This window comes from Aeromicrobium sp. P5_D10 (assembly GCF_054049535.1).
The window spans coordinates 57953-81641 of the sequence record NZ_JBFUME010000012.1 but is presented as its reverse complement, the minus strand read 5'-3'; the positions used below and the strand labels follow the sequence as shown (position 1 = coordinate 81641).

The following is a 23689-nucleotide window of genomic DNA, read 5'->3' as shown; positions in this document are numbered from 1 at the left end:
GCTGTGTCCCTCTTCTCATGGGGTGTTGTCGCGGGCCATCATGTGGCCAGCTGCCGCAGGCCTGCGGCCAGGATCTGCAGATCGGAGCCCAACAGGACGAAGGCCGCGTCCTGCAGCCCCGCGTCGGGGATGCCGTCGAGCCGGGCGGCCCAGCCGCCGAACGGCACCTGCTGGTCTGCTGCGCAGCGGGCGATCTCGGCGACCGCTCCGGCGAGCGAACCGTCGTCCGACGACAGCCCCCGCGAAACCGCGAGGTCCGTGGTGCCGACGAAGGCCACGTCGAGGCCCGTGATGACGTCCGCCAGCTCGCCCTCGACCTCGGACTCGATCTGACCGACGATGACGGGCGGGGCGATGCGTTCAGCGGCCAGGTAGTCGGCCAATGACAGACCGCCGAAGCCTGCGGTGGGGTGCGCGAGACTGATCGACCGCCGCCCGATCGGCGCATAATGGCAGGCTGCGTGGAGTGCTTCACGTTGCGCCGCACTTGTCAGCATCGAGAGCTGGATGCCGATCGCCCCGGCCTCCAGGAGACGGTTGACCTGACCGGGTTCGACCGATGGCACCCGCACCAGCGCCGGCAGCCCGATGCCGTGGCAGTGCCGCAGCATCGAGATCACGTCGGCCTCGTCGAGCGAGGAGTGCTCCATGTCGATCACGACGACGTCGAGCGCAGCGCACATGTCCAACACATCGGTCGTCGGCAGCTTGACGAAAGTCCCGAGCAGCCGATCCCCCGCCGCCAGGCGCTGCCTCAGGCGGGTCCGCTGAGCACGGACCCCGCCTGGGCCGCGGAGATTCACTGGTTCAGGCCACGCCATGGCGTGATCGAGATGTTCTCGCCCTTGGACAGCACCGTGGTCGGCTCGTAACGAGGCGCGACGATCGAGTTGCCGGCCGCATCAGGCATGAGCTGATCGGAGACCTCTTCGACGACCGTGACATTGGCCGGGCTGCCCACGGCGAGCGTGCCGTAGCCCTCGTCGGCGATGCCGAGCAGCTTGGCCGGGACGATCGTGGCACGTTCGATGACATCGGTCAGGTCCGCGCCGAGAGCCACGAGCTTGGAGATGCTGGTCAGCAGATCGAAAACCGGACCCTGCCAGTTGCGGGCAGAAGTGTCGGACGACACGATGTCGGGCAAGAAACCGTCGGCGATCGCCTCACGTGCGACGTTGAAGCTGAGGTTGCTGCGGCCGTGCGCCGAGTCGAACAGGACGCCGCGCTCGCGGGCTTCCATGACCTCGGGCAGGACCTTGCCGTCGCCGAGGATTCCGTGGGGCTTGCCGGTGTAGCAGTGCGCGACGATATCGCCGGCCCGCAGATGAGGCAGCACCTCCTTCAACGGCTCGGAAGTCTCACCGATGTGCACCATCAGCGGCAGTCCGGCCTGGTCGGCCAAGCCCAGCGACTGGTTCAACAGGTCGAGCCAAGCCTCGCCCACGACGTCCTCGGACAGTCGGATCTTGAATCCCCGGACGACATCTGCATTGTCGGCGGCGACCTGCAGTGCGTCCTCGACGCACAGCGTCGCGGGGTTGATCAGCTCGCCGTACCGGAAGTCGATCAGCCCCAGCACCGAGACGTTCAAGAAGTTGAGGACCTTGAGGTCATTGGCGTCCACGACGAGCTTGCGGAACGCGTTGAACGTCGATGCACCGGCCGTACCCGCATCGGCCACCGCGACGACCCCACGACGCAGGTGCGCCTCGGTCGCGTTGGCGCCGACCTTCGAAACATGCTCGAAGATGTGGCTGTGCCCCTCGACCAGTCCGGGGAAGACCAACTTGCCCGTGCAGTCGATCGTCTCTCGCGCGCCGTCGGCGATGCTCGGGGCCACCTGCTTGATGACGCCGTCGGCGATCGCGATGTCGAAGTCGCCGACAACTCCGCTCGACGGGTCGACCACGCGCCCTCCTCGCAGGACGACATCGTGTTCAACCTGCTGCTCGGTCGGCAGGGTTGCGGTAGTAGGTGAAGACATCATTCTCCTCGGACGATTGGGCTGTCAGTACGGATTGGGCGATACGGGATTGCAGTCACGACAGCTGCGTTTCCAGGCGCTGCGGGTCGCTGGTCGAATCGGTCGGCGAGACGATCGAGTTCCGCAACGGCTCGACGCCGTCGACATGGACTTCGATGACATCGCCGATCCGGAGGAAGTCCTTGCGGTCCTGGCCTGTCCCCGACGGTGTTCCGGACAGGAACACGTCTCCGGGCTGCAGCGGCACGAACCACGAAAGCCGCGACAACAGTTCGGTGATGCTCCACACCATTCCGGCACTGGTGTCTTCTTGCCGAAGCTCACCGTTGACGAATGATCGGACCCGGATGTTGTCGAGGTCTTCGGCAGCATGCACGGTCCGCAAGGAGGCGCCTATCGGCTTGCAGCCCGCGAAGCTCTTGGCCAGCACCGGCGTCGCGGTCTGTCGCATGACGTCGCGCGCCGTCATATCGCTGGCACCCGTGTAGGCGGCCACGTACTTCCAGGCATCACGCGAGTCGACCCGGTACATGCGACGGGAGACGACTGCAGCGATCTCGGCTTCGTAGTCGAGCTCGTTGGTGCAGCCTTCTGGGTAGTCGATATCGGCGTCGGGGCCGCTGATCGCTCCGGCTGCTGCCGAGAACAAGATCGGCTCGGTCGGGATCGCACGACCTGTCACGACGACTTTCGAGTGATAGTTCAGGCCGACGCCCCACACCGCGCCGCCACGGCCGAGCGGTGCGGACAGCCCACCGGCGAGGGTCTCTTCACGAGACAACGTCCGGGCGACAGGGGCCGTCGACAACCAGTCGTACGAGCTGTGCTCGGCCAGGACGGACCGAAGGTCGGGAAAGGGGACATCCAGCACTTGGACGTTATCGCCATCGGCCCGACCGATGCCCCAACGCGTCACCATGAACTCCATGTCACGTATCCTCATATGCGAGATGGCATCTTGTCAATCAAGACGCCACATCAAGGACTCCTCCCGCTGGCACACACCGCCGCTAGGCGAGAGCCCCCGAGAACCGCTGTCAGGATTTTTCCTGATACGAGACGCTATATCGTCCATTGACACTTGCTGGGAGCTGCCCTAGGGTCCTTTCTCAACCGGACGCGCCGCTGCTCATCACGATCGCGGCCTCCGGGCGAACCGCTGCCACGCAAGTGCCGACATCCGTCAAGGTGCACCTGGCAGTGCGACCGAGAGAGGCGTCATGAGACGGAACCGGATCGAATTCGCATCATTGGGCTGGACCGCCCTCGGCATCTCCACACTGCTCATCGGCTGGCAGCTTCTCGGCACGTTCGGCCTGGTCCCCCGTTCGTCGCTGCCCGGACCGATCGATGTCGCGCAGGCGATACCGACCCTGTTCTCCGACTCGGAGTTTCGAAGTGGGGCCGTCGACACGATCTTCAACTGGGTGACGACGGTCCTCATCGGCTCGGTCGCAGCCGTGGCGATCGGGCTCGTGGCCAGCAGTTCGGCCAGGCTCCGGCGTCCGACCGAACTGGTCGTCAACACATTTCGAGCCGTCCCGGCGACGGCGTTGATCCCGATCGCGGTCCTGATGTTCGGCCTGGGCAGCCAGATGAAGATCTCGGTTGCCGTCTATGCGATCTTCTGGCCGATCTTGATCAACACGATCTACGGCGTCGCCACAACCGAACCGATGCGTCTGGACGCCGCGCGTTCGATGCACTGGCGATGGTGGCGACGTCAGGTGTTCGTCACATTGCCCAGCGCCACCCCGTCGATCCTGACCGGCATCAGGATCAGCGTCGGCATCGCGCTCGTCGTGATCATCTCGACCGAACTGCTGGGCGCTCGCTACGGAGTGGGCACGATCTTGGTGCAGTACACCCAGGCGGACCGTCCCGATGTCGTCTACGCCGGCGTCCTGGCGCTCGGGGTGGTCGGCGCCGCCACCTTCTCACTCATGATGCGAGCCGAGCATCGCCTAGTCCGATGGGTCAGCGCATGAGCCAGTCACTGTCCACCCGAGGTCCTTGGACCAAGGTCCGAAACCTGTCGCGCGGCGTCAGTACGGTCTGGCTGCTGGTATTGATCTTCGCGATCTGGGAGATCTACGCACGTGCCGTCCCGTCGATCCACTTCCCGCCGATCAGCAAGATCTTCGACAATTTCACGGCGGTCTGGCTCTCGTCCGATCCCCGGCAACTGTTCTTGTCCGATCTGTTCATCGAGCAGGCCGGACGAAGCCTCGGCCGATTTGCCGGCGGCTGGGCCTTGGCGATCGTCATCGGAATCAGCTTCGGCGTCCTCCTGGGCGCCAGTTCGACCCTGGCGAGGATGTACAACCCGATCGTCAGGTTCTTCGCGTCGATTCCCAGCACCCTGCTACTGCCCATCGCGGTCCAGCTCTTCGGGATCGCCGACAACATGAACGTGTTCTTGATCTGCCTGGGCAGTGTCTGGGTTGTCATGATCAACACGTGTGACGGCGTCGCCGGGGTCGACCGCATGTGGATCCGCAGCGCGCACAGCCTGCAACTCGGAAAGCTCACGCTGTACCGCAAAGTCATCATCCCGGCAGCGATGCCGCAGATCATGGCCGGACTCCGCGTCAGCCTCGGCATCGGGTTGATCTTGATGGTGATCGCCGAGCTGTACGCGACCACGGTCGGTCTCGGACACCAGATCGTGATCGCCCAGACCAGTTTCCGCTACCTCGACATGTGGTCCGCGTTTGTCGTGGTCGGCGTCATCGGAATCACTCTCAACGCCCTGTTCAGCCTCATCGAGCGTCGAGTTTTGCGCTGGCAGCGCCGCGTCGGACTCAGCGCCCTGTAATCCAGACATCACTAGGAGCGATATGGACCTCTACGTTGACGCCGTCAACAAGACGTACGGACATGGGACCGCTGCCAAGCAGGTCCTGACCGACACGAGCCTGGTCGTCAATTCCAAGCAGTTCGTCTCGATCGTCGGGCCATCAGGATGCGGTAAATCCACGCTGCTGATGGTCATGGCCGGACTGCTGTCACCCACGGGCGGCCAGGTCCGGCTCGGCGAACGTACCGTGGACGGCCCTCCGATGGGGCTGTCGGTCGTGTTCCAGGACTACAGCCGATCGCTGTTTCCTTGGATGACTGTCGAGCGCAATCTCGCGATGGCCGCAACCGCGTACAAGATCCCGAAGGCAGAACTGAAGAACCGGGTCGAGCACGCTCTGCACTCAGTCGGCCTGGAGGGATCGGCCTCGATGTATCCCTGGCAGATGTCCGGCGGCATGCAGCAACGCGTCGCGATCGCCCGAGCACTGGTTGTCGAACCGACCATCATGCTGATGGACGAACCCTTCGCGGCGGTTGATGCTCAGACCCGAGCGGACCTCGAGGACCTGGTTCTGCGGGTGCGCGCGGAGTACCAGGTCACGGTGGTCTTCGTGACACATGACATCGATGAGGCCGTCTATATGGCCGATCAGGTTGTCGTCATGGCGGCGGGCCCCGGCCGGATCGTCGCCAATATCCCCGTGGATCTGCCGCGGCCGCGCGATCAGGTCGAGACCAAACTCGACCAGCGCTTCAGCGAGTTGCGCAGCCAGGTCTTCCAGCTCGTGATGCGCCCCACCGACAGCAATACCTGAGCCACTCCACCACTCGAAAGGCACAATCCCATGAAAACTCGCACTATCGCCCTGGCTGCGACGCTTGCACTGACTGCGGCAACGATGGCCGCGTGCGGAGGCTCCGACAAGGACTCCGCTGCGGCCGACTCGGGCACCTTGCGCATCACGACACTCGGGCTGTGCAACGAGATCCCGGTCTTCTGGGCCGAGAAGAACGGCATCTTCAAGGAGAACGGTCTCAACGTCGAGCTGGTCAAGTCGACCGGCGGGGCAGCGGCCTTGACGGCATTGCAGAGCGGCGACATCGATCTGGCCTTCACGAACCCGTTCTCCACCATGATCGCCAGATCACAAGACATCGACGTCCAGTGGATCGCCACGGCGTACGAGACGACTGCGGTCGAGGGCGAAGGCACCAATGCGATGGCCGTGACCGAGGAATCGGGGATCACCGAGGCGAAGGGACTCAACGGCAAGACCATCGGCGTCAACGAGATCGGTGGTATCAACGAGATCATCACGACTGAATGGCTGAAGATCAACGGTGCCGACGTCGACAGCGTCAAATTCGTCGCCCTGCCGTTCAACGAGCTCGCATCATCGGTCTCCAGCGGCAAGATCGACGCCGCGCAGATCCCGGCCCAGAACGTCGACCCCAAACTGGGACTGAAGTCGCTGGAGGATCCTTACGTCGCGGTCGGCGATGGCAAGGGACTCGTGTTCGCCGGCTACGTCGGGACCAGCAAGAACGTCGACAAGAAAGAGAAGTCGTTCAAAGCCTTCCAGGACTCCTTGATCGCTGCCAATGAGGCGATCAACTCCCCGGAGAACGCCGACGCCAAATTCGCGCTCCACCCCCCCCCCCACTTCATGCATTACAAGACGTTATCTCGTATTGCCGCACGATTTACCTGACTGGCGCAATGGGCCATTCGTCTGCGGGCGTACCCAGATCGGCAGACAGGCCGACCGCCGCGAGACGCAGATTCTCGATGACCTCCGCCTCGACATCTTCAGACAATGACACCGCAGTGCCGATGACGGCGAGGGACGCTGCGATCTTGCGGTACTCGAAGATCGGCGCCGCGATCGTGCGGACACCGTGTACCGCAGGAGAGTTGATCGACACCCCGGTGGTCCGGATCAGACCGAGCTCATGCTCCAGTTCGGGCAGGAAACGCAACCGACGATCGAGCCCGGGCACTTCGGCGAGGTCGAGATAGGCGCAGAACACCCTGCCCTGGGCCGATTCGAACAGATCGAGTCGCGCACCAGGTTTGATGCCAAGACGTACGACGCCGCTCGTGTTGTCGAGACAGCGCACGACAGCGGCCGTCTCACCGTCCCAGACTGACAGGACGACGGTCTGATTGACCTGCTTGAGCAGCCGCTCCATGTGCGGACCTGCGGCAGCGATGACCGACAACCCGGATCTGGCCACGGATTCGAGACTCAACAGCTGCGGGCCCAGCGTGTAGGTCGCCGACGGGGAGTCGTAGCGCAACAGCCCGACCTCCCTGAGCGCCTTGGCATAACGGTGAGCTGTCGCCTTGGTGCTACCCAGCGCATCGGTGATCTCGCTCAACGTCAGTTGAGGACGGTGGACCGTGAACGCATTCAGGATGACCGCGGCTCGTTGCACCGTCTGGATCGCCGGTACGGAGTCTTCACTCATGCTGCTCCTTCGGACCCTCCAGGATCCCTATGGTTGCGGCAAATTAGGGGCCGAATCGGCTCGGCGTGAACCCGACGCCCGATAGCATCTCACGATCGGTGACCCCGTGGGGCGCGTCTGCGAATCATACCGGCCAGACTCGACGATCTCATTGTGCAACACCTGGGTCCGGCCCATCGTCATATCGCGATGATGAATCTTCTCGACTCACATTGCGATTCATTGACCCGTAATACGATACGGAGTTAGAGTGTAAGCCGCACCACATCTATCACCAAGACCGCGATGGAGCCACCGCACAATGACTGAGAATCGCCAGTTCGATCACCACTCTGCGCTCGCAGCAGAGGACCAGGTGGGTTATTACGAATCGTTCCGCGAGACCTGTCCAGTAGGCCGTAGCGATGAGCACGACGGCTTCGTCTACATCACGCGTTACGACGACGTTTTCCGTGTCGCTCGTAATGACGAACTCTTTTCCTCCTCTCGCGCCAGCATGGGTGGCCGCGAAGGCACCGCGATCGTGATCCCCAGCGGACCGGGTCTCGACGACTTCCAGTTCCCTCTCGAACTCGACCCGCCCGACTCGTTCGAATACCGGAACCTGCTCAACCCGCTGCTGACCGAACGCGCGGTTGAGAAGATGAAACCGATGATCAAGGCACATGCGACCCGCATCGTCGACGAGTTCATCGAGTCCGGCTCGACCGACTTCGTGCGTGACCTGACCAATCCCCTGCCGTCGTGCGTGACATTGGATTGGCTCGGCTTCCCCGAAGAGGACTGGGCCCGCATCGGCGTGCCCGTCCACCTCATCTTCTCCTCGCTGCCCGGCAGCGAGCGGCTCCAGCGCGGCGGCGAAGGTCTCGCCTACATGGAGCAGCGCATCCGCGAGCTGATCAGGCAGCGTCGCGCCGAGCCCGGCGATGACGCCCTGAGCTGGGCCGTGCACCAGAAGAAGACCGACGGCACCGAATTCACTGAAGCAGAAGTCCTGTCGACGATCGGCCTGCTCGTCGCCGGCGGCGTCGACACCACGACGTCGTTGACCGGTTCGGTGTTGGTGCATCTGAGTCAGAACCCCGAGCAGCGCCAGAAGCTGCTCGAAGCCCCCGATCTTTTGGAGGCCGCGACGGAAGAATTCCTGCGCGTCTTCGCCCCGACGACATCGATGGCACGCACTTCGACCGCGGACACCGAGATCTCGGGCTGCCCGGTCAAGGCCGGCGAGCGCATCCTGCTCCCCTGGGTCGCCGCCAATCACGATCCCGACGTCTTCCCCAATCCACGCGAGGTCCAACTCGATCGTGACGCCACCCGCCACCTGGCGTTCGGCACCGGCTCGCACCGTTGCCCCGGCAGCCACCTGGCACGGGCGATGTTCCACGAGATGATCAACCAGGTCCTGACCCGTATGCCCGACTACCAGGTCATCGACGAGGGCCTCGTCGGCTACCCGTCGCGTGGCACCGCAAGCGGCTGGGACGAGATCCCCGCGACGTTCACGCCCGGCAAGCGCTCCCAAGACGGATCGCTCGGCTCACTCGCCATACCGGCTCGTGCCGATTGGGCGGATCTGACCGTCACCGAGGTCGTCGAGGCCGCGAGCGACGTCGTCAAGATCTCGCTGGCCGATCCGACCGGTGCCGAGCTCTCGGGGTGGAAGCCCGGCGCCCACCTCGAGTTGCGTCTGCCATCGGGCCGTCTGCGCCAGTACTCGCTGTGCGGAGATCCTGCGGACACGTCCACGTACACCGTTGCAGTACTGCGTGAGCCCGCCGGACGGGGTGGTTCGGTCGAGCTGCACGACATCGCCAAGATCGGCGTCGAGCTGACAGTTCGTCCCCGCAACCACTTCCCGTTGGTCGAGGCCGACAGCTACTTGTTCCTGGCCGGTGGAATCGGCGTGACGCCGATCGTCGCGATGGTCCGCGCGGTCGTCGAGCAGGGCAAGGACGTCACGGTCGTGTATGGCGGCCGGTCACGCGCGTCGATGGCATTCGTCGACGAGTTGCAGCAGCTGGCGCCCGAACAGGTCACGATCGTTCCGCAGGACGAGATCGCAGGTCTGCTCGACCTGCGCGGCGCCCTCGGCGGAATCAGCGAAGGCACCGCGGTCTACTGCTGCGGCCCGTCGGCGATGATCTCGGCCACCGAGCAGGTCTGCACCGAACTCGGTATCGACTCGCGGCTGCACATCGAACGCTTCACCGCCGGCGACGACTTCGATGTCGTCTTCGATCCGGAGAACAACACCGCATTCGACGTCCAGCTGGCACGTACCGGCGTGACACTGCACGTCCCGGCCGACAAGCGCATCATCGAAGTGGCCCGTGAAGTGCTGCCCGATCTGTCGTACGACTGCGAAAAGGGCTTCTGCGGTGCGTGCGAGACCCGCGTCATCGCCGGATCACCAGACCACCTCGACTCGATCCTGAGCAAGGAAGAGCGCGAGTCCGGTACCTGCATGATGATCTGCGTCAGCCGCACCAAGGACGATCGCCTCGTACTCGATCTCTGATGTCCGCGTCTCAAGACCAGCACCACATACGAAATTACGAGAGGACTTTTTAATGCGAACCAGAGGCGCGATCGTACGGAACGCACCCGGCCCATACGAGGTTGTCGAACTTGAGGTGGCCGACCCCCAACAGGGGGAGGTCCAGGTCCGCATGGTCGCGGCCGGACTGTGCCATTCCGATGATCACATTGCCGTGGGCGACTCCGGAGCCCCCACCTATCCATTCGCGCTGGGCCATGAGGGCGCCGGCGTCGTGACCAAGGTCGGCGCGGGAGTCACCGACCTGGTCGAAGGCGATCACGTCGTGATGTCCTTCCTGCCTGCCTGCGGCCGTTGCCGCTGGTGCGCGAGTGGTCAGCAGAACCTGTGTGACGACGGCGGCAAGGTGTGGATGCCCCCAGAGGTCGCCCGCATCACGTTGCCCGACTCGGACGCAGCAATCGGACAGATGTGCGGCGTCTCGGCGTTCGTCGAACACACGACGGTCTCGGCCCGCTCAGTCGTCAAGATCTCCAAGGACATCCCACTCGACAAGGCGTGCCTGGTCGGCTGCGCTGTCGCCACCGGGTGGGGCGCCGCAGTCAATTCCGCTGCTGTGCGACCGGGCCAGGTCGTCATCGTGATGGGTATCGGCGGCATTGGCATCAGTGCCGTCCAGGGCGCGGTCCATGCCGGCGCCACGACCGTCATTGCGGTCGACCCGGTGGAGTTCAAGCGCGACGAGGCCAAGCGCTTCGGTGCGACGCATGCCTTCGCAACGATGGACGAAGCCGCAGATCTCGCCCGCCAGCTGAGCAACGGTCAAGGCGCAGACTCGGCGATCGTCACGGTCGGCATCGTCAAGCCTGAGCACGTGGGTCAGGCATTCGCCGCGATCCGCAAGGGTGGGACGGCGGTCGTGACGGGTCTCGGTGGCGGCGGGGACGACGTGCCGATCGACCTGACCGAGCTCACGCTGTACCAGAAGCGGATCCAGGGCTCGCTCTTCGGCCAGTGCAATCCGACGTCGGACATTCTGCTGCTGCTCGACATGTACCGTGCCGGAGCCTTGCGTCTCGACGAGATGATCACTCGCACCTACACCCTCGACGAGATCGGCCAGGGCTACAAGGACATGCACGCGGGCATCAACGTGCGCGGAGTCGTGCTGTTCGACTGATGCATTGACCCTGCTCCCTTCCAACGTGCCTTCGGTCTTCGGACCGGGGGCGCGTTGGGTTTTCAGGGTCGCCAGCGGTGGTGGTGTGGGCAGATCAACAACCCGTCGTCGAGGGTGGTGGTGGCGCCTTTGGCCCAGTCCATCCGCCAGTGGTGCCCTTCGGACTGTTCCGGTGGCCGGTCGCAACCCGGGAATGTGCACCCGTGATCACGAGCGGCTAGCGCTTGTTTCTGAGCCTTGGTGAACAGGCGTTGTTCGCCGTCGCACCTAACCCGGAACGGCCTGGCAGTAGTTGTCCGGGGAGGTGGAAGCACAGCTCAGCGAATCCGACACCCATGCGAGTCCGGCCCTTCGAGACGCTCGCTCCTCAGGGACCCGTTCATGTCCCTGGCCGGTGGTTGAGGAGCTGCTGGGGTACGAGCAGCATCTCGAAACCAGCAGCCAGATCAACCTGATTCGGCCTGCGCGTCAGGGAGTTTGAACCCACCGCTGGGGGTGCGTCACCGTTGGTTCGCATCCAGAATTCGGAGGCTTTCCAGGCCCGCTTCTCCTTCGCCTCCAAGTTCTCGTTCTCGTCCTTATCGACCTCAGGCTCTGGTTTGAACTGGTCAGTGATCCGCTTGGAACGCGATTTGAGGCTGATCGCACCGGCGATGATCCCGGCCTGCTTCTCACCAATCTGGCCATCCGCCAAGGCTTCTTCTCTGCCGAGAGGGTCAGACACTCACTTTCCGAGCACCTCGGGTTATCCACAGCCACGCACAACAGCGCCCCCGGAGGTGCTCCGAGGGCGCTGATGGTTGAGGTACGACCTAGATAGTTCGTTGGAAGGGTTGCCCCAACGCTCGAGGTTCCCGCTTGGAGCTTGCGAACATCAGCATCACGACGATCGCCAGGACGTACGGCGTCGCGATCAGCAGGTTGCTGTCCAACGTCAGCCCCATCGACGGCAGCGCCAAGCGCAACGCATCGGCCAAGCCGAACAGGATGCAACCGAGGATCGTGCGGCCCAGACGCCAGCCGCCGAAGATCACCGCGGCGATCACGATGTATCCGCGACCGTCGGTCATGTTCTGGTTGAACGAACCGACCTCGCCGACAGCGAGATAAGCACCGCCGAGACCGGCCAACAGACCACACCACATCAGAGCCTGGCGCCGACGTTTGTTGACCTCAATACCGGTCAGGTCGGCCGCGATGGGGTCCTCCCCCACGGCGCGAAGCTCCAGGCCCCATCTGCTGCGTTCGACCAGCCACCAGGTCAGCGGGATGATCAGCAGCAGCAGATACATCGGCCAGCGCCCCGTGAACAAGGCCTCGCCGATGATGGGGATGTCGGACAACAACGGTATGTCGATCTTGGAGACCTGGTGGCTCGCGAACGTGTTGATCGCGATCAGGAAGGTCGTCAGACCCAGGACCAAGGCATTGAGCACCAGCCCCACCACGAACGTGTTGATATGCGCCCGGTGCACCAGATTGCCGTGGATGATCGCGATCACGAGACCCACCAGGGCACCGGCCACGAGACCCGTCGAGGCGCTGCCAGTAGCACTTGCAGCGGCCACCGAGCCGAATGCCGCACCGAGCATCATGCCCTCGACCGAGATGTTGATGGCACCCGCACGATGGGCCAAATACTCACCGCACGCGGCCAGCGCCAATGGCGCCGTCAACCGCATTCCGCTCGACAAGATCGTGGACAGATCATCTGAAAAGTTCACGCCACAGCTCCCTCAGGTGCCGGCTTGGCGGCCGGATTCTCGATGCGGGGTGTTGGGACCCGCTTGCGCCGCTTTTGCACCAACTGGACGACAGCCGGCGGCACGACGAAGGCCAGTACGAGCAGCGCCTTCATGACGTCGACCAGGGACGACGGCACTCCCGTCGAAGCCAGGAATCCACCGCCCGCCCGCAGGACGCCGAACAGCAGCGCCACCGGGATGGCGACCAGAGGATTGGAACGGGCCACCAGGACGATCAACAGGCCGTCCCAGCCGATCCCGTTCGAGACTCCCGGCTGGAGACGGTTGGTGCTGACCGGGCTCGTGACCAGGATCGCTCCGGCCAGACCTGCGGTCGCCCCCGAGATAGCCAACGCGAAGGCGGACAGCCGTCCCGTCTTGACGCCCGCGTGCTTGGCTGCGATGGGACTGAGCCCCATCATCTTGAGCTGGAGGCCCCAGCGCGAACGCGACACCAGGATCGCGATGCCGATCGCGAGCAGCACCGCGACGATCAGACCACCATTGATCTGAAGCCCCGGATACTCACCGAGGGATCCCACTCGGGCATCAGCGGGCAACTGGTTCGACTGGCTCTCCACGACCGAGTCCCCGACACGCGAAGCCTGCAGCCACCAGTCCTTGCTGACGGCAAAGCCGACGACCTGGATCGCGACGAACGTCATCAACAAGGTGCTGACAACGATGTTGACGCCGCGGAGCCGGTACATCAACGAGCTGAGCCCCGCCCACAGGGCGCCGGCAACCGCCGCGGCGAGCAGCGTCGCGATCATGAGCGACATTCCAGGCAGCGCGAGTCGCAGCGCGACCCAGCTTCCGGCCAGGGCACCGATCAGCACCTGGCCTTCCTGGCCGATATTGAACACACCGCCCCGCATCGAGACGCACGAGCCGATGGCGACCAGCAGCAGCGGCGCGACGTACAACAGAGTCGTCGACCAGGCCGCCTTCGAACCCATACTGCCCGTGTAGAGAGCGTCGACCGAGTCCCCTGCCGAGCCTCCGGTCCACGAGATCAGAGCCAGCGACGAGGTCAAGGCAATGACCACCGAGACCACCGTCGCGAGAACCACACGGATCTGTGCCTTGCTCATCAGGACGCTCCTCCCACCATCATGCCGAGACGCTCGGCCGTCACGTCCTCAGCGGCCAGGATCCCGCTGAGGATGCCCGAGGAGATGACGGCGACGCGCGAAGCGAGCGTCATGATCTCTTCCAGCTCAGTCGAGATCAGCAGGACACCGATTCCCTGTGAGGCGATCGTGCGGATACGGCCGTACATGTCTTCGATCGCGCCGATGTCCAGGCCCTGTGTCGGCTGGGCGACGACCATGACCCGCGGCTCATTGGACAGCTCACGAGCCAGCACAAGGCGCTGTTGGTTACCGCCGGACAGCCGACCGACCGGCGCATCCACGGACGGTGCGGTGATGCTGTACTCGGTCATGAGTCGCTGCGCATTCTCCCGCATCGCGCGATGGCTCAGCAGAAAACGTCCGCTGACCGAACCCAGCGACTTCATGGCCAGGTTCTCTGCGACGCTCAACGCCAAAATAACGCCCGAACGGTGCCGGTCCTCAGGCACGATGCCTATTCCGGCGCGGGTCAGCGCATCGGCCCGATCCAGGTCGACGATCTCTCCGCCGACGGCAACCGATCCGGAACTCGGCATCACCAGACCGGAGAGGACATCCCCCAGTACCGACTGGCCATTGCCTTCGACGCCGTACAAACCGACGATCTCCCCCGGGGCCACGTCGAGACTGAACTTGTCGAGCATCACCGCGCCGTCCGTGACGACCGTCAGCTCCTGCAGGCTCAAGGCAGGCGGCAGACCCGAGAAGTCAGCCGCGGGCTCAGTCGCCGCGACCTCAGCACCATGGTCGGGGATCACCCCGACCGCGGCCGCGTCGGCGAGCAGCGAGACGTCGCGGCCCACCATCTGGCGGGCAAGCTCTTGGTGCGTCGTCTGCGAGGTCACCTGGTGGAACACGACCCGGCCCTTGCGCAGCACCGTGATCGCATCGGTCGCGGCGGTGATCTCAGCCAGCTTGTGGCTGATCAGGATCACTGCGCGGTTCTCCGACTGCACCATGCGACGCAGGACGTCGAACAGTTCCTCGGACTCCTCGTGCGTCAGCACCGAAGTCGGCTCGTCCAGAACCAGGAACTCGGGCTCACGCCGAAGGCACTTGATCAACTCGACCCGTTGACGCTCACCGGCCGACAGCGCATCGACTCGCGCGAGCGGATCGATCGGCAGTCCATAGCGTTGCGCGACCTGTTCGACCTGCTCGCAGGCCGACGAGCGGTTGACCGTGCCGGTGTCGCCGAGGATGACGTTCTCCCACACCGCCATCGGCCCGATCAGACTGAAGTGCTGGTGGACCATGTCGATCCCGTGCTTGCGCGCATCCTGCGGATTGGCGATGCGGATCTCGGCACCCTGTCTACGGATGATGCCCGAGTCGGGCTTCTCCAGACCCAGGAGGATCTTCATGAGCGTGGATTTGCCTGCGCCGTTCTCACCCAGGAGGCCGTGGATCTCGCCGGGGTTGATCGACAGATCAACGTTCTCGCTAGCTACGACTTTGCCGTATGCCTTGCTGATCCCGCGCAGCTCCAAGGCCGGTGCCGGGACCGCTTGAGCGATCCCGGCGACCTGCTGCGCGACCTCAGGAACCAAGGCGCTTGACTTCATCATCGGCGCTGATCTTGCCCGAACCAATGTCCTTCATGAACTGGTCGAGCTTGGTGTTCTGCTCGTCGGAACCGGCGCAGAACTTGACGGTCGGAACCGCGTCGACACCCATCTTCCAGGTCTTCTTGGTGCCGATCTCCAGCTTGCCGTCGGCGAACTGCTGAAGGGCCGCGGTGAGGTAGCTGCCCGGATCGAAGATGACCGAAATGTCGAACTTCGGATCGGTCGATGCGCACCGGTCGGTGCCGGGCGTCAGTGTGAGCGCACCCTTCTCGTTGGCGAGGCGTGCTGCGGCGTCGGTCGATCCACCCAGGTACGGGTAGATGACCTTGGCACCCTGGGCAAGCTGTGCCTGAGTGGCTTCCTTGGCCTTGGCCGAGTCGTTCTGGTCACCCGCGAACGAGATCAGGACGTCAGCGTCCGGCAGCACCGAACGGACACCGGCCTTGAACGCGACGGACGCGCGCTGCTCGAACTCGACGTCGAGCCCACCGACGAAGCCGGCCTTGTTGAGCCCCTTCTCCTGCATCTTGAGTCCTGCGGCATAGCCGGCGACCAGCAGGTTCTGGTTGACGCTGTCCTCCGAGAGCAGGATGCGCGGCGTCTGCGCGATATTGCCCTGCGCGGGGACGTACCAGACAGTGTCCTTGCACGCCGGCTCCTCCGACGCCGGGATGGCGTCTGCCAGCGAGCCCGCACCGAGGGCGACCATGTCGACCTTCTGGGCACACAATGCGCGCGCGGCGCTCAGGGCGTCCGCCGTGCTGACGTTGCCACGGGCGATGACCTTCCAGCCCTTCGGTTTGCCGAACCGTTCCGCACCGTCGACGAAGCTCTGGAAGTAGCCTCCGTCGTTGATGTCGCCCGGGCTCAGGATCCCGATCGCGACCTTGCCGTCTCCATTGACGTCGGGCTGTCCCGCCGGGGCCGAAGACGTTTCCTTGCTTCCCGGATCGCCGTCAGATGCTTCGTTGCTCGCACAAGCTGCGAGCGAGAGTACGACAACGGCAGCCATTGCCACCTTTGCGGCACTACCTCGCTGGAAGGGTCTCACTGGATGTGTCCTTTCGGGCTGGTGGAGTCACAAGCGATCTTGCATTGCGAATCGGTAACTCGTAGTACGAGATATGCTGTTGGCTTCTGGCGCGATTGTCAAGCGTTTTCGCAACACTGATGTGAGCCAGGCCTCATCCGCCAGGCGGCGATCCTGAAGTCCGCGCCAGGGCCGACCGAGGCTCGACTGGTCCTGTCGAGCCATTGAATCCCGGGCGGGGCTCTGGAAGATTCGAGCGCAACCACCAACAGACCGTTCTCAGACTTACGCATGTATTGCTTTGCGAGATTCTATATTGACATGCGTGACGAGCGGCCCAAGAATGGAACCATGACCGACCTCGAAGTTCCCCGTTCACAGCATTTCATTGACGGCGAGTGGATCAGCGCGCGAAACAAGGGCGAGTTGTCCGTGCTCGATCCCGCCACGCACGAGGTCCTGCACACTGTCGCACTCGCCGAACCCGAAGACGTCGCCGACGCGGTCGGCGCCGCACGTCGTGCCGCGCCGGGATGGGCCGCAACGTCGGCCACTGCCCGCGGCCAGCTGCTGCGCCGCTGGGCCGACCTGATCATGGCCAATGTCGAGAACCTCGCCGCCTGGGAAGCCAAGGACGTCGGCAAACCGCTCTCCGGCGGCCGGATGAACATGTACATCACCCACAGCATCGTCGAATACTTCGCCGGCGCCGCGGACAAGATGACCGGCGTGACACTCCCGACGCGGAGCCAGGACTACCTGGGCTACACGGTCCGCGAGCCCTATGGCGTGTGCGGCGTCATCACCCCGTGGAACGTCCCGGCTCTGCTGGCGATGGCCAATGTCGCCCCCGCCCTGGCCGCAGGCAACACGGTCGTCTTGAAGCCCTCGGAGATCGCACCCATGTCACCGCTGGCTCTCATCGAGCTGGCTCGCCAGGCCGGTTTCCCGCCCGGCGTCCTCAACGCCGTCGTCGGCGCTGCCGATGCCGGTGCGGCACTGACCTCGAACCCCGGCATCAAACACATCAGCTTCGTGGGCTCGACCATGACCGGCAAGGCGGTCATGCGGGCCGCGGCCGACAATCTGGTCCCGGTCAAGCTCGAACTCGGCGGCAAGTCCCCCAATGTTGTGTTCGCCGACGCCGACTTGGACAACGCGATTCCCGGCATCGTGCGTGGCATCACCGAGAACGCAGGCCAGAACTGCAATGCCGGATCCCGTCTGCTGCTCGAGGACAGCATCAAGGACGAGGCGCTCGACCGCATCGTCGCCGCGATGCAGCAGATCCGGGTCGGCGCATGGCACGAGGATCTCGACATGGGCCCTCTGGTCAGCCAGGCACAGTTCGACAAGGTCGTCGGGCACCTCGACTCCGCCAAGGGAGAAGGCGCCCGTGCCGTCGTCGGCGGCCAGGCGGGCGAGGGTTGGTTCGTCCAACCGACCGTCTTCGACCAGGTCGACTCCTCGATGAACATCGTGCGCGAAGAGGTCTTCGGACCCGTCCTGACGGTCCAGACCTTCAACGGACTGCAGCAGGCGACCGAGATGATCAACGACACCGAATTCGGCCTCATGGCGTCGGTGTGGACCAATGACGTCTCGGTGGCCCTACGGCTGGCCCAGGATGTTCGCGCGGGCCAGGTCACGGTCAACCAGTTCGGCGATGCCGGCGTGATCGGCTTCCCGTTCAACATGCAAAAGGACAGCGGCTTCGGCACCGGTGGCTACGACTCGATGCTGGAGTACACGCAGGAGAAGGCAGTCGGCATCAAGCTGCTGAACCGCTGACGTCGGGGGCGGCCAGGTGCGCCGGCCGCCCCCGCACACCATCAGCGTCGGGACGCACCCTTGGCTTTGGCGAGATCGGCCGCCAGCAGATCGGCGACTTCCTTGAGGCGCGCCGCCAAAGCTGCCTTGGCCTCCTCGGGCACCGAGTACGACGTGCCGATGACGGCCAGTGAGGCGACGATCTTGCCATCGCTCAAGACCGGGACCGCGACCGCTCGGACACCGCTGACCGCGATCAGATTGACCGAGACGCCTTCGGCGCGGATCACGGCCATCTCATCGCTCAGACCGGGATTGTCCTCGAGCGCCGCCTTGACGAACGGCTCGACCTCAGGGTCGAGATAGGCGCAGAACAGCCTGCCCTGGGCGGAGTGCTCGAGCTCCAGCCGAGCTCCCGTACGCACGCTGACCTGGATGACGCTGTCGGCACTGTCGTCGACGTGCACGACCACGGCCGTTCCGCCGTCCCAGATACTCAGCACGACGGTCTGATTGAGTTCCTGCACGAGCTCGTGGATCAGGGGCGTGGCCATCGCGATGATCGGCATGCCGGCACGTGCCGCGGCGGACAGCGTCAAAACCTGCGGTCCCAGCGAGAAGAGTGTGTCCCTCTCGGAGTAGCGCACGAGTTTGGCCTCGCGCAGGGCCATCGTGTAACGGTGCGCGGTCGCCTTGGTGCTACCCAGGCTCTCGGTCAACTGATTGAGCGTCAGCTGCGGATTGCTGACCGTGAACGCCGAGAGGATCCGGGCGGCCCGCTGCACTGATTTGATCGTCGGTTGCACCTCGACGGGCATGGGCGAGACCTCCTGACCTTCGGCATCCTGTTCGACAACGCCTTCCACGGCGACACCCCTTTGTACACGAACTTTGACAGTTCTGCCTGCTCCCACCGGATAGATCTCGTCACATGTGCGAACTGCCGGGCGCTGAAACAGCGCCCGGCAGTCACATGGTGTCTCTCAGAATCGTCCCCAGTCGTCTGCTGCGGGGCGCCAGACATCGATATTTCGCGGATCGGCACTCATACGACGAGCCCGGTGGGTCTCGTGCTCCTCAGGCGTGAACACCCGGTGCAGATCGCACAGCTCATAGCGAGGACCGTGACGCACATCGTGCATGTAGAACGCGATCGAGGTCGACGCCGAGTGGTTGACCAGGTCCGAGGCGATCGGCACATTCTTGTACTGCGCCTTGGCCCGGCCGCGCATGACGTGGTCGAAGCTCTTCATCATGAAGCACAGATGCGCGACGTAGTACTCCTTGTTCTTCTGGATCGCGACCGTGTGGTGGTAACGGTTCTCGCAACGCAGGAACGCCGTGATGTCCTCGATGTAGTCAGAGGCCATGAAGCCGAGCACATCGCGGTAGAACGCAAGCGTCTCGTCATACTTCGGCGTGGCGAGGAACGGGTGCACGAGCTCGATCGGACGGTACTCGAGCAGCGGCGGCTCGGCGTACTCGGTGAACTCGGTGAACAGTTCGACGATCAGACCGTTCGGGTCCGTGACGGCAAAGCCTTCGGCGCACAGCTTCTGCATCTTCTCGTCGAGTTCTGCGACCGGGTACCCGGCTTCGGTGGCCCGGCGGCGCAGGTCGGCCAGCGTCGCCGACGACTCGACCGTGTAGCCGACTGCGACGGTCTCGGACTCGGTCCGGTGCGGCTCATGCAGCAGCTCGATGTTGTGGTGCCCGATGTCGGCACGCAGGTACGCATGCGACTCATCGTGCTGTTCGAGCTGCAGACCCACGTGATAGGTCAAGAACTCGATTGTGTCCTGCATGTCCGGCACGGCGATCCGCGCGTACTGCATGCTGTAGGGACCCCTGGGACGTGCAGCCTGCTCGTCTGTCATGGCATTTTCCTTTCACCGCGTCTTCACGCTGGAGCATGTGGATTGGGCTGTGTGGTGGACTAGGCGTACTCGTAGCTGACGATGACCTGGTGCAAGATGACCTGGCGCCAACGGTTGGTCACGAACTCCTCGTGACCGTCGCTGTGTAGGTAGTCGAGCAGATCTTGTTCCTGTGCGAACTCCACAACGAAGGCGTGCGTCATCTTCAGCGTCGTGTTGCGATTGCTGATGTTCTGCCCGCAGCTCCAGTTCTGCATCGCCGGATAGCGACTGGGCAGCTCATTGAGCTCGTCGAGGATGGCCTGCTGCTGCTCGCCGTCGACGTCTTCGTTGAAGGCGAACAGCACCATGTGTTTGATCATCGGCGTCTACAGGATGAAGCTGAGTCGGGCGCCGGCCGGCATCGACTCATTGGTCAGGATCGAGCGGCGGAGCTGGAACTTCATCTCCCCGCCTTCGATCGCGAGCACATGGTCATAGCGACCGACATAGGTGAACGATCCGCCATCGCGGTATCGCGAGATGTGGAAGTTCGCTTTGACCTGCAGTGTGCCGTCTTCGCGGTCGAAGACCTGGACATTGGCCACGACCCGATTGGTGCGCGAGTGCGGGTTCTCCGCGTGCGCCTTGCGGCTCTTGAGCCGCTGCACACGGGCCTTGATCAGGTCCCAGTCATCGGCGACGAAGTAGCCGGCCGAGCCGGTGTCCCAGCCCTGCCAGTCGGTCGTCGGCACCTCGAACTTGGCGCCTTCTTGGAATGTGGCGAGCCAGTCGTCGAGCTTCCACTCGTCGAGCAGCTGCGCATCGCGGTACATGAAGTCTTCGACCTCGGAACGGGTCACGATCGAGCTAGCCACGGTAGGCCCCTTCCTTCTTGGCCTGCGCAATCTCGGTCTGACCGTCCAGACTGTCCGCCCAGTAGCGCCAGAATCCGCGCATCGCGCCCTCGTCGATCGAGCGCCCCTTGCGCCCGGCGACCTCATTGGCCATACCGCGCGACATATCGCTCCAGTCGTTCAGCGTCTCGGTGAAGCCCGCCGTGGCTTCGATACCGCGCTGCACGGCTTCGTAGGCCTCGATGTCGTCGGGGGTGGCCAAGCCACCGGGTCCGACAAAGCTCGCCATGGTGCGCAGCCGCAGCTCGCGGACGTTGGCCGGCTCGCCGGTCTCGACCAGCTGCCACGCACGTACGTCGGTCTGCCCAGGTGCGACCGGCTCGATCTGACGGATCGTGAGAGCTTCGAGATCGAACAGCAACAGGTTGGGGTAGACGAACAGGATGCGGCTCGCGTCGGCGACTTCGTCGGCGCGCTCCTGGCCCAGACGTTCGGCCATCTCGACCCGCTTGGCCTCGGTGCGGGTCTTCTCCTCCTCGCCGAAACGGGGCTCCCAGATCATGCCGATACGGCCGTTGTGTCCGGTCAGCACCGCCAATGCGTGGCCGTTGTCGAGCGTGTACGCGTACTGATCGTCGTCGTTGACCTGGAATCCGGTCTCACGCAGATAGCCCACGAAGGTGTTGTGCGTCGGAGCGAAGTGATAGCCGTCCATCGCGTTCTCGACCGTGAGCTTCCAATTGCCCTTGACGCTGTAGAGCTGGACGCCAGGCAAAGCTTCCATGCCGTCGGCGCCGATCTGCGCCGTCATGCTGATGTAGTTCGCAGCCTCGCCGAGGTGTTCCAGGAGCGGCGGCACCTCGGTCGTGAACGCGACGAATACGAAGCCTTCGTGGATGTCGAGGCGCTGGACGGCGCGCAGTCCATGGTCTGCCTTGAACTGCTCGTCGGCGGCATACGCCTCGGGACCGGGCAGCGCGGCAAGATCGCCGGAGTTGGAGAAGGCCCAGGCGTGGTAGAAGCACTGGAAGTGCTTCTTATTACCCTCGGCCTCGCGGCACAGGATCGTGCCGCGGTGCGGGCATGCGTTGTAGAACGCGCGGATCACACCATCGGAGTCGCGGACGAAGATCAGCGGACGTCCACCCAGTGTGCGGATCTTGAAGTCGCCCGGCTTGGGAAGCTCGGTCTCGTGACCGAGGTACAGCCAGGTGGAGTTCCAGATCTCGTTGCGCTCGCTGTTGAACACCGCATTCGACCGGTAGGCCTCACGGTTGACCTTGAAGCTCAGGGAGCTGGGATCGTCAAGCAAGAAGGTCGATCTTGCCTCGCCGGCCACGGTATGTGACTGGTAAGCATTTTGGGTCATGGCACTTCCTTGGAACTCAAATACTCCGGTGGTCTAGCGGCCCGGAATCCACCCGGTTCGCGTGTTTCAACGATATGGTGAGAGCAAGACGCTGTCAATCATTATGAGATGGCATCTCAAATAGAGATGCAAAATCAGCTCGATTGACTGACGCTTGCGCCGAGACGTGCGTAAATGCGAGCAAAATCGAGCAAATCTGAGATCGGTATCTGATCCAGGCGTCGATCCTCAATCGCCGACGTCGGACTCGGCCCCAGGCGCACCGTGCTGCAGCCCGCTGAACGGAAGACCACGCCGTCGGTCGATCCCTTCCAGCCCGATATCGGCATCGGTGCCGCACCCCGCTCAGTCAGCCAGGCAGCTCTCGCGCGCTGCACGATCGGGGCCGACTCGGGCGTCGCGGCGGCCGGATGCTCTTGGACGACTGCGACCTCCAAAGGGCAGTCCTCGAGATTCGTGCCGTTCAGGGACGCCGTCAGCTGCTCACGCAGGTCCGCGCCGATGCGTTCGGGCACATCGCCGTCGATCATCACGACATAGGCGTGGACCTCGACAGCGGCCGGCAACAGATCCGGCTTGCCCGGCCTTCCGGCCACGATGGAGCCGACGCCGACTTCCGGGGCAATTTGGCCGTGCGGGCGGCGACTCGAAAGATGCGCATCACGCCAGGCGCCCAGCCCCGCCAGCAAGGGTCCCAGATTCAGCGGGAGTCCCCCGACCGGCACCGCCGTCGAAGCACCCATCGCAGGCAGCATGTCGGCGCGGATCGTAATCCTGACGAACAGTGCTCCCGGTTCATGATGCAACAGCCCCGGCGGACCGCATTTGGCCACCACGACGTTGCGCGGCCGATGTCCGGCGCCGAGATAGCGTTGCACCCCCGTGAGATAGAGCTGCAATCCTGTCGGCGAATCCTCGAACGGCGAACGGTGTGTGCCCGAGCCCGCCAACAGCAGGGTCAACCCTGAAGCGCGTGAACGTCCGGCATCGCGGACCGCGGCCGCCGCATAGCCCACCAGGGCGGCGGCGGCCGGGCCTTTGGCCACGCCGAGCCCGAACCCGCGAGCCATATCGCCCGGTTCGTCCCACTTCAGCCCGACCGGGTGGTCGGCCCGTCCGGTCAAGGCCTGGTCCCATTCCACGTCGCCGGTCAACGAGGTGTCGAGGTGGGAGTAGATCAGCGTCGCGTCCTCTGCATCGCGAGATGCCCGAGAAACGAGGCTTGCGCCGTGGCTGCCCACATTCTCGACCTGCCAGTCGAGTTCTGGCCACCTGACACGGGCCCATTCGGCCAGCCCCATGGCAAGCGAATGCTCGCCGCCACGGGGGCTCGGGAAGGCCGTCAAGACTTCCAGAGCGGAGCGGATGTCATCGGCGCGCACCAGGGCGGCGGCCGAATCCTCCCAGGTCTCAGCCACGG

The 23689-nt window shown here is 64.1% G+C and carries 22 protein-coding genes; 7 read left to right on the top strand and 15 right to left on the bottom strand.

The features are described 5' to 3' along the window. Window positions 1-38 precede the first annotated feature (38 nt). Genes ACXJKC_RS20050 through ACXJKC_RS20040 form a run of 3 tightly spaced genes read right to left on the bottom strand, consistent with a single transcriptional unit; the run spans window position 39 to window position 2912 of the window. Complete coding sequence (locus ACXJKC_RS20050; RefSeq protein ID WP_456698520.1) at window positions 39-803, bottom strand: HpcH/HpaI aldolase family protein; 765 nt, start codon at window positions 801-803, stop codon at window positions 39-41. Further along, a complete protein-coding gene (locus ACXJKC_RS20045) occupies window positions 800-1984 on the bottom strand; it encodes an amidohydrolase family protein (RefSeq protein WP_456698519.1) in 1185 nt (394 codons plus the stop codon). The genes ACXJKC_RS20050 and ACXJKC_RS20045 overlap by 4 nt, the downstream gene beginning before the upstream one ends. Before the next feature lie 55 nt (window positions 1985-2039). Next, window positions 2040-2912, bottom strand: coding sequence for a fumarylacetoacetate hydrolase family protein (locus ACXJKC_RS20040; RefSeq protein WP_456698518.1), 873 nt, complete (start codon window positions 2910-2912; stop codon window positions 2040-2042). A 292-nt stretch (window positions 2913-3204) separates the two neighbouring features. Between ACXJKC_RS20040 and ACXJKC_RS20035 the strand changes: the two genes are divergently transcribed. From ACXJKC_RS20035 to ACXJKC_RS20020, 4 genes are read left to right on the top strand one after another with little or no spacing between them, the layout of a single operon-like run. Continuing rightward, window positions 3205-3972: an ABC transporter permease gene (locus tag ACXJKC_RS20035; RefSeq protein WP_456698517.1), complete on the top strand. Its 768-nt coding sequence runs from the start codon at window positions 3205-3207 to the stop codon at window positions 3970-3972. Further along, window positions 3969-4802: an ABC transporter permease gene (locus ACXJKC_RS20030; RefSeq protein WP_456698516.1), complete on the top strand. Its 834-nt coding sequence runs from the start codon at window positions 3969-3971 to the stop codon at window positions 4800-4802. Before ACXJKC_RS20035 ends, ACXJKC_RS20030 begins: the two co-directional genes overlap by 4 nt. A gap of 22 nt (window positions 4803-4824) precedes the next feature. Beyond that, the gene (locus ACXJKC_RS20025) at window positions 4825-5601 is read left to right on the top strand and encodes an ABC transporter ATP-binding protein (RefSeq protein ID WP_456698515.1); all 777 of its coding nucleotides are present in this window, start codon (window positions 4825-4827) and stop codon (window positions 5599-5601) included. A 30-nt stretch (window positions 5602-5631) separates the two neighbouring features. Next, entirely contained in the window at window positions 5632-6498 is an 867-nt protein-coding gene (locus ACXJKC_RS20020) for an ABC transporter substrate-binding protein (protein ID WP_456698514.1), read from the top strand. Here the strand turns inward: ACXJKC_RS20020 and ACXJKC_RS20015 are convergent. Beyond that, window positions 6491-7258, bottom strand: a complete 768-nt coding sequence (locus ACXJKC_RS20015; RefSeq protein WP_456698513.1) for an IclR family transcriptional regulator — start codon at window positions 7256-7258, stop codon at window positions 6491-6493. The genes ACXJKC_RS20020 and ACXJKC_RS20015 overlap by 8 nt on opposite strands. A 301-nt stretch (window positions 7259-7559) precedes the next feature. Here ACXJKC_RS20015 and ACXJKC_RS20010 point away from each other — a divergent pair, with 301 nt between their 5' ends. Both ACXJKC_RS20010 and ACXJKC_RS20005 read left to right on the top strand, forming a co-directional pair. Further along, a complete protein-coding gene (locus tag ACXJKC_RS20010) occupies window positions 7560-9779 on the top strand; it encodes a cytochrome P450/oxidoreductase (RefSeq protein ID WP_456698512.1) in 2220 nt (739 codons plus the stop codon). A 52-nt stretch (window positions 9780-9831) separates the two neighbouring features. Next, window positions 9832-10938, top strand: a complete 1107-nt coding sequence (locus tag ACXJKC_RS20005; protein ID WP_456698511.1) for an NDMA-dependent alcohol dehydrogenase — start codon at window positions 9832-9834, stop codon at window positions 10936-10938. Window positions 10939-11317: 379 nt separating this feature from the next. Here the strand turns inward: ACXJKC_RS20005 and ACXJKC_RS20000 are convergent, their stop codons facing one another. From ACXJKC_RS20000 to ACXJKC_RS19980, 5 genes are all read right to left on the bottom strand, one after another. After that, window positions 11318-11662 (bottom strand): hypothetical protein, encoded by a 345-nt coding sequence (locus ACXJKC_RS20000; protein WP_456698510.1) that lies wholly within the window; start codon window positions 11660-11662, stop codon window positions 11318-11320. A gap of 88 nt (window positions 11663-11750) precedes the next feature. Continuing rightward, on the bottom strand, window positions 11751-12662 hold the full coding sequence (locus tag ACXJKC_RS19995) for an ABC transporter permease (RefSeq protein WP_456698509.1): 912 nt from the start codon (window positions 12660-12662) through the stop codon (window positions 11751-11753). After that, window positions 12659-13777: an ABC transporter permease gene (locus tag ACXJKC_RS19990; RefSeq protein ID WP_456698508.1), complete on the bottom strand. Its 1119-nt coding sequence runs from the start codon at window positions 13775-13777 to the stop codon at window positions 12659-12661. The genes ACXJKC_RS19995 and ACXJKC_RS19990 overlap by 4 nt, the downstream gene beginning before the upstream one ends. Then, window positions 13777-15387: an ABC transporter ATP-binding protein gene (locus ACXJKC_RS19985; protein WP_456698507.1), complete on the bottom strand. Its 1611-nt coding sequence runs from the start codon at window positions 15385-15387 to the stop codon at window positions 13777-13779. Before ACXJKC_RS19985 ends, ACXJKC_RS19990 begins: the two co-directional genes overlap by 1 nt. Further along, window positions 15359-16399, bottom strand: coding sequence for a BMP family lipoprotein (locus tag ACXJKC_RS19980; protein ID WP_456698506.1), 1041 nt, complete (start codon window positions 16397-16399; stop codon window positions 15359-15361). The genes ACXJKC_RS19985 and ACXJKC_RS19980 overlap by 29 nt, the downstream gene beginning before the upstream one ends. 369 nt (window positions 16400-16768) lie before the next feature. Here ACXJKC_RS19980 and ACXJKC_RS19975 point away from each other — a divergent pair, with 369 nt between their 5' ends. Then, window positions 16769-18208 (top strand): aldehyde dehydrogenase family protein, encoded by a 1440-nt coding sequence (locus ACXJKC_RS19975; protein ID WP_456698505.1) that lies wholly within the window; start codon window positions 16769-16771, stop codon window positions 18206-18208. A gap of 41 nt (window positions 18209-18249) precedes the next feature. On the opposite strand, the gene ACXJKC_RS19970 is transcribed toward ACXJKC_RS19975, so the two are convergent. The 6 genes from ACXJKC_RS19970 to ACXJKC_RS19945 all read right to left on the bottom strand — a co-directional run bounded on the left by ACXJKC_RS19970 (window position 18250) and on the right by ACXJKC_RS19945 (window position 23687). Next, window positions 18250-19053, bottom strand: coding sequence for an IclR family transcriptional regulator (locus ACXJKC_RS19970; RefSeq protein WP_456698504.1), 804 nt, complete (start codon window positions 19051-19053; stop codon window positions 18250-18252). Between the two features lie 117 nt (window positions 19054-19170). Next, a complete protein-coding gene (locus tag ACXJKC_RS19965; protein WP_456698503.1) occupies window positions 19171-20064 on the bottom strand; it encodes a VOC family protein in 894 nt (297 codons plus the stop codon). A gap of 59 nt (window positions 20065-20123) precedes the next feature. Next, the gene (locus ACXJKC_RS19960; RefSeq protein ID WP_456698502.1) at window positions 20124-20426 is read right to left on the bottom strand and encodes a Dabb family protein; all 303 of its coding nucleotides are present in this window, start codon (window positions 20424-20426) and stop codon (window positions 20124-20126) included. 6 nt (window positions 20427-20432) lie between these two features. Then, a complete protein-coding gene (locus ACXJKC_RS19955) occupies window positions 20433-20921 on the bottom strand; it encodes an aromatic-ring-hydroxylating dioxygenase subunit beta (RefSeq protein WP_456698501.1) in 489 nt (162 codons plus the stop codon). Further along, entirely contained in the window at window positions 20914-22269 is a 1356-nt protein-coding gene (locus ACXJKC_RS19950) for an aromatic ring-hydroxylating oxygenase subunit alpha (RefSeq protein ID WP_456698500.1), read from the bottom strand. The genes ACXJKC_RS19955 and ACXJKC_RS19950 overlap by 8 nt, the downstream gene beginning before the upstream one ends. A 134-nt stretch (window positions 22270-22403) precedes the next feature. Beyond that, window positions 22404-23687: a hypothetical protein gene (locus tag ACXJKC_RS19945; RefSeq protein WP_456698499.1), complete on the bottom strand. Its 1284-nt coding sequence runs from the start codon at window positions 23685-23687 to the stop codon at window positions 22404-22406. Between the last annotated feature and the right edge of the window lie 2 nt (window positions 23688-23689).

Excerpts from the sequence above, each read along its gene's own strand:
- ACXJKC_RS20010 (WP_456698512.1), top strand. The coding sequence starts at position 7,560 with ATGACTGAGAATCGCCAGTTCGATCACCACTCTGCGCTCGCAGCAGAG.
- ACXJKC_RS19985 (WP_456698507.1), bottom strand. The coding sequence starts at position 15,387 with ATGATGAAGTCAAGCGCCTTGGTTCCTGAGGTCGCGCAGCAGGTCGCC.
- ACXJKC_RS20045 (WP_456698519.1), bottom strand. The coding sequence starts at position 1,984 with ATGTCTTCACCTACTACCGCAACCCTGCCGACCGAGCAGCAGGTTGAA.
- ACXJKC_RS19975 (WP_456698505.1), top strand. The coding sequence starts at position 16,769 with ATGACCGACCTCGAAGTTCCCCGTTCACAGCATTTCATTGACGGCGAG.
- ACXJKC_RS20040 (WP_456698518.1), bottom strand. The coding sequence starts at position 2,912 with ATGGAGTTCATGGTGACGCGTTGGGGCATCGGTCGGGCCGATGGCGAT.
- ACXJKC_RS20020 (WP_456698514.1), top strand. The coding sequence starts at position 5,632 with ATGAAAACTCGCACTATCGCCCTGGCTGCGACGCTTGCACTGACTGCG.
- ACXJKC_RS19990 (WP_456698508.1), bottom strand. The coding sequence starts at position 13,777 with ATGAGCAAGGCACAGATCCGTGTGGTTCTCGCGACGGTGGTCTCGGTG.
- ACXJKC_RS20030 (WP_456698516.1), top strand. The coding sequence starts at position 3,969 with ATGAGCCAGTCACTGTCCACCCGAGGTCCTTGGACCAAGGTCCGAAAC.
- ACXJKC_RS20015 (WP_456698513.1), bottom strand. The coding sequence starts at position 7,258 with ATGAGTGAAGACTCCGTACCGGCGATCCAGACGGTGCAACGAGCCGCG.
- ACXJKC_RS19960 (WP_456698502.1), bottom strand. The coding sequence starts at position 20,426 with ATGATCAAACACATGGTGCTGTTCGCCTTCAACGAAGACGTCGACGGC.
- ACXJKC_RS20035 (WP_456698517.1), top strand. The coding sequence starts at position 3,205 with ATGAGACGGAACCGGATCGAATTCGCATCATTGGGCTGGACCGCCCTC.
- ACXJKC_RS19965 (WP_456698503.1), bottom strand. The coding sequence starts at position 20,064 with ATGACAGACGAGCAGGCTGCACGTCCCAGGGGTCCCTACAGCATGCAG.
- ACXJKC_RS19950 (WP_456698500.1), bottom strand. The coding sequence starts at position 22,269 with ATGACCCAAAATGCTTACCAGTCACATACCGTGGCCGGCGAGGCAAGA.
- ACXJKC_RS20005 (WP_456698511.1), top strand. The coding sequence starts at position 9,832 with ATGCGAACCAGAGGCGCGATCGTACGGAACGCACCCGGCCCATACGAG.
- ACXJKC_RS20025 (WP_456698515.1), top strand. The coding sequence starts at position 4,825 with ATGGACCTCTACGTTGACGCCGTCAACAAGACGTACGGACATGGGACC.
- ACXJKC_RS19980 (WP_456698506.1), bottom strand. The coding sequence starts at position 16,399 with ATGGCTGCCGTTGTCGTACTCTCGCTCGCAGCTTGTGCGAGCAACGAA.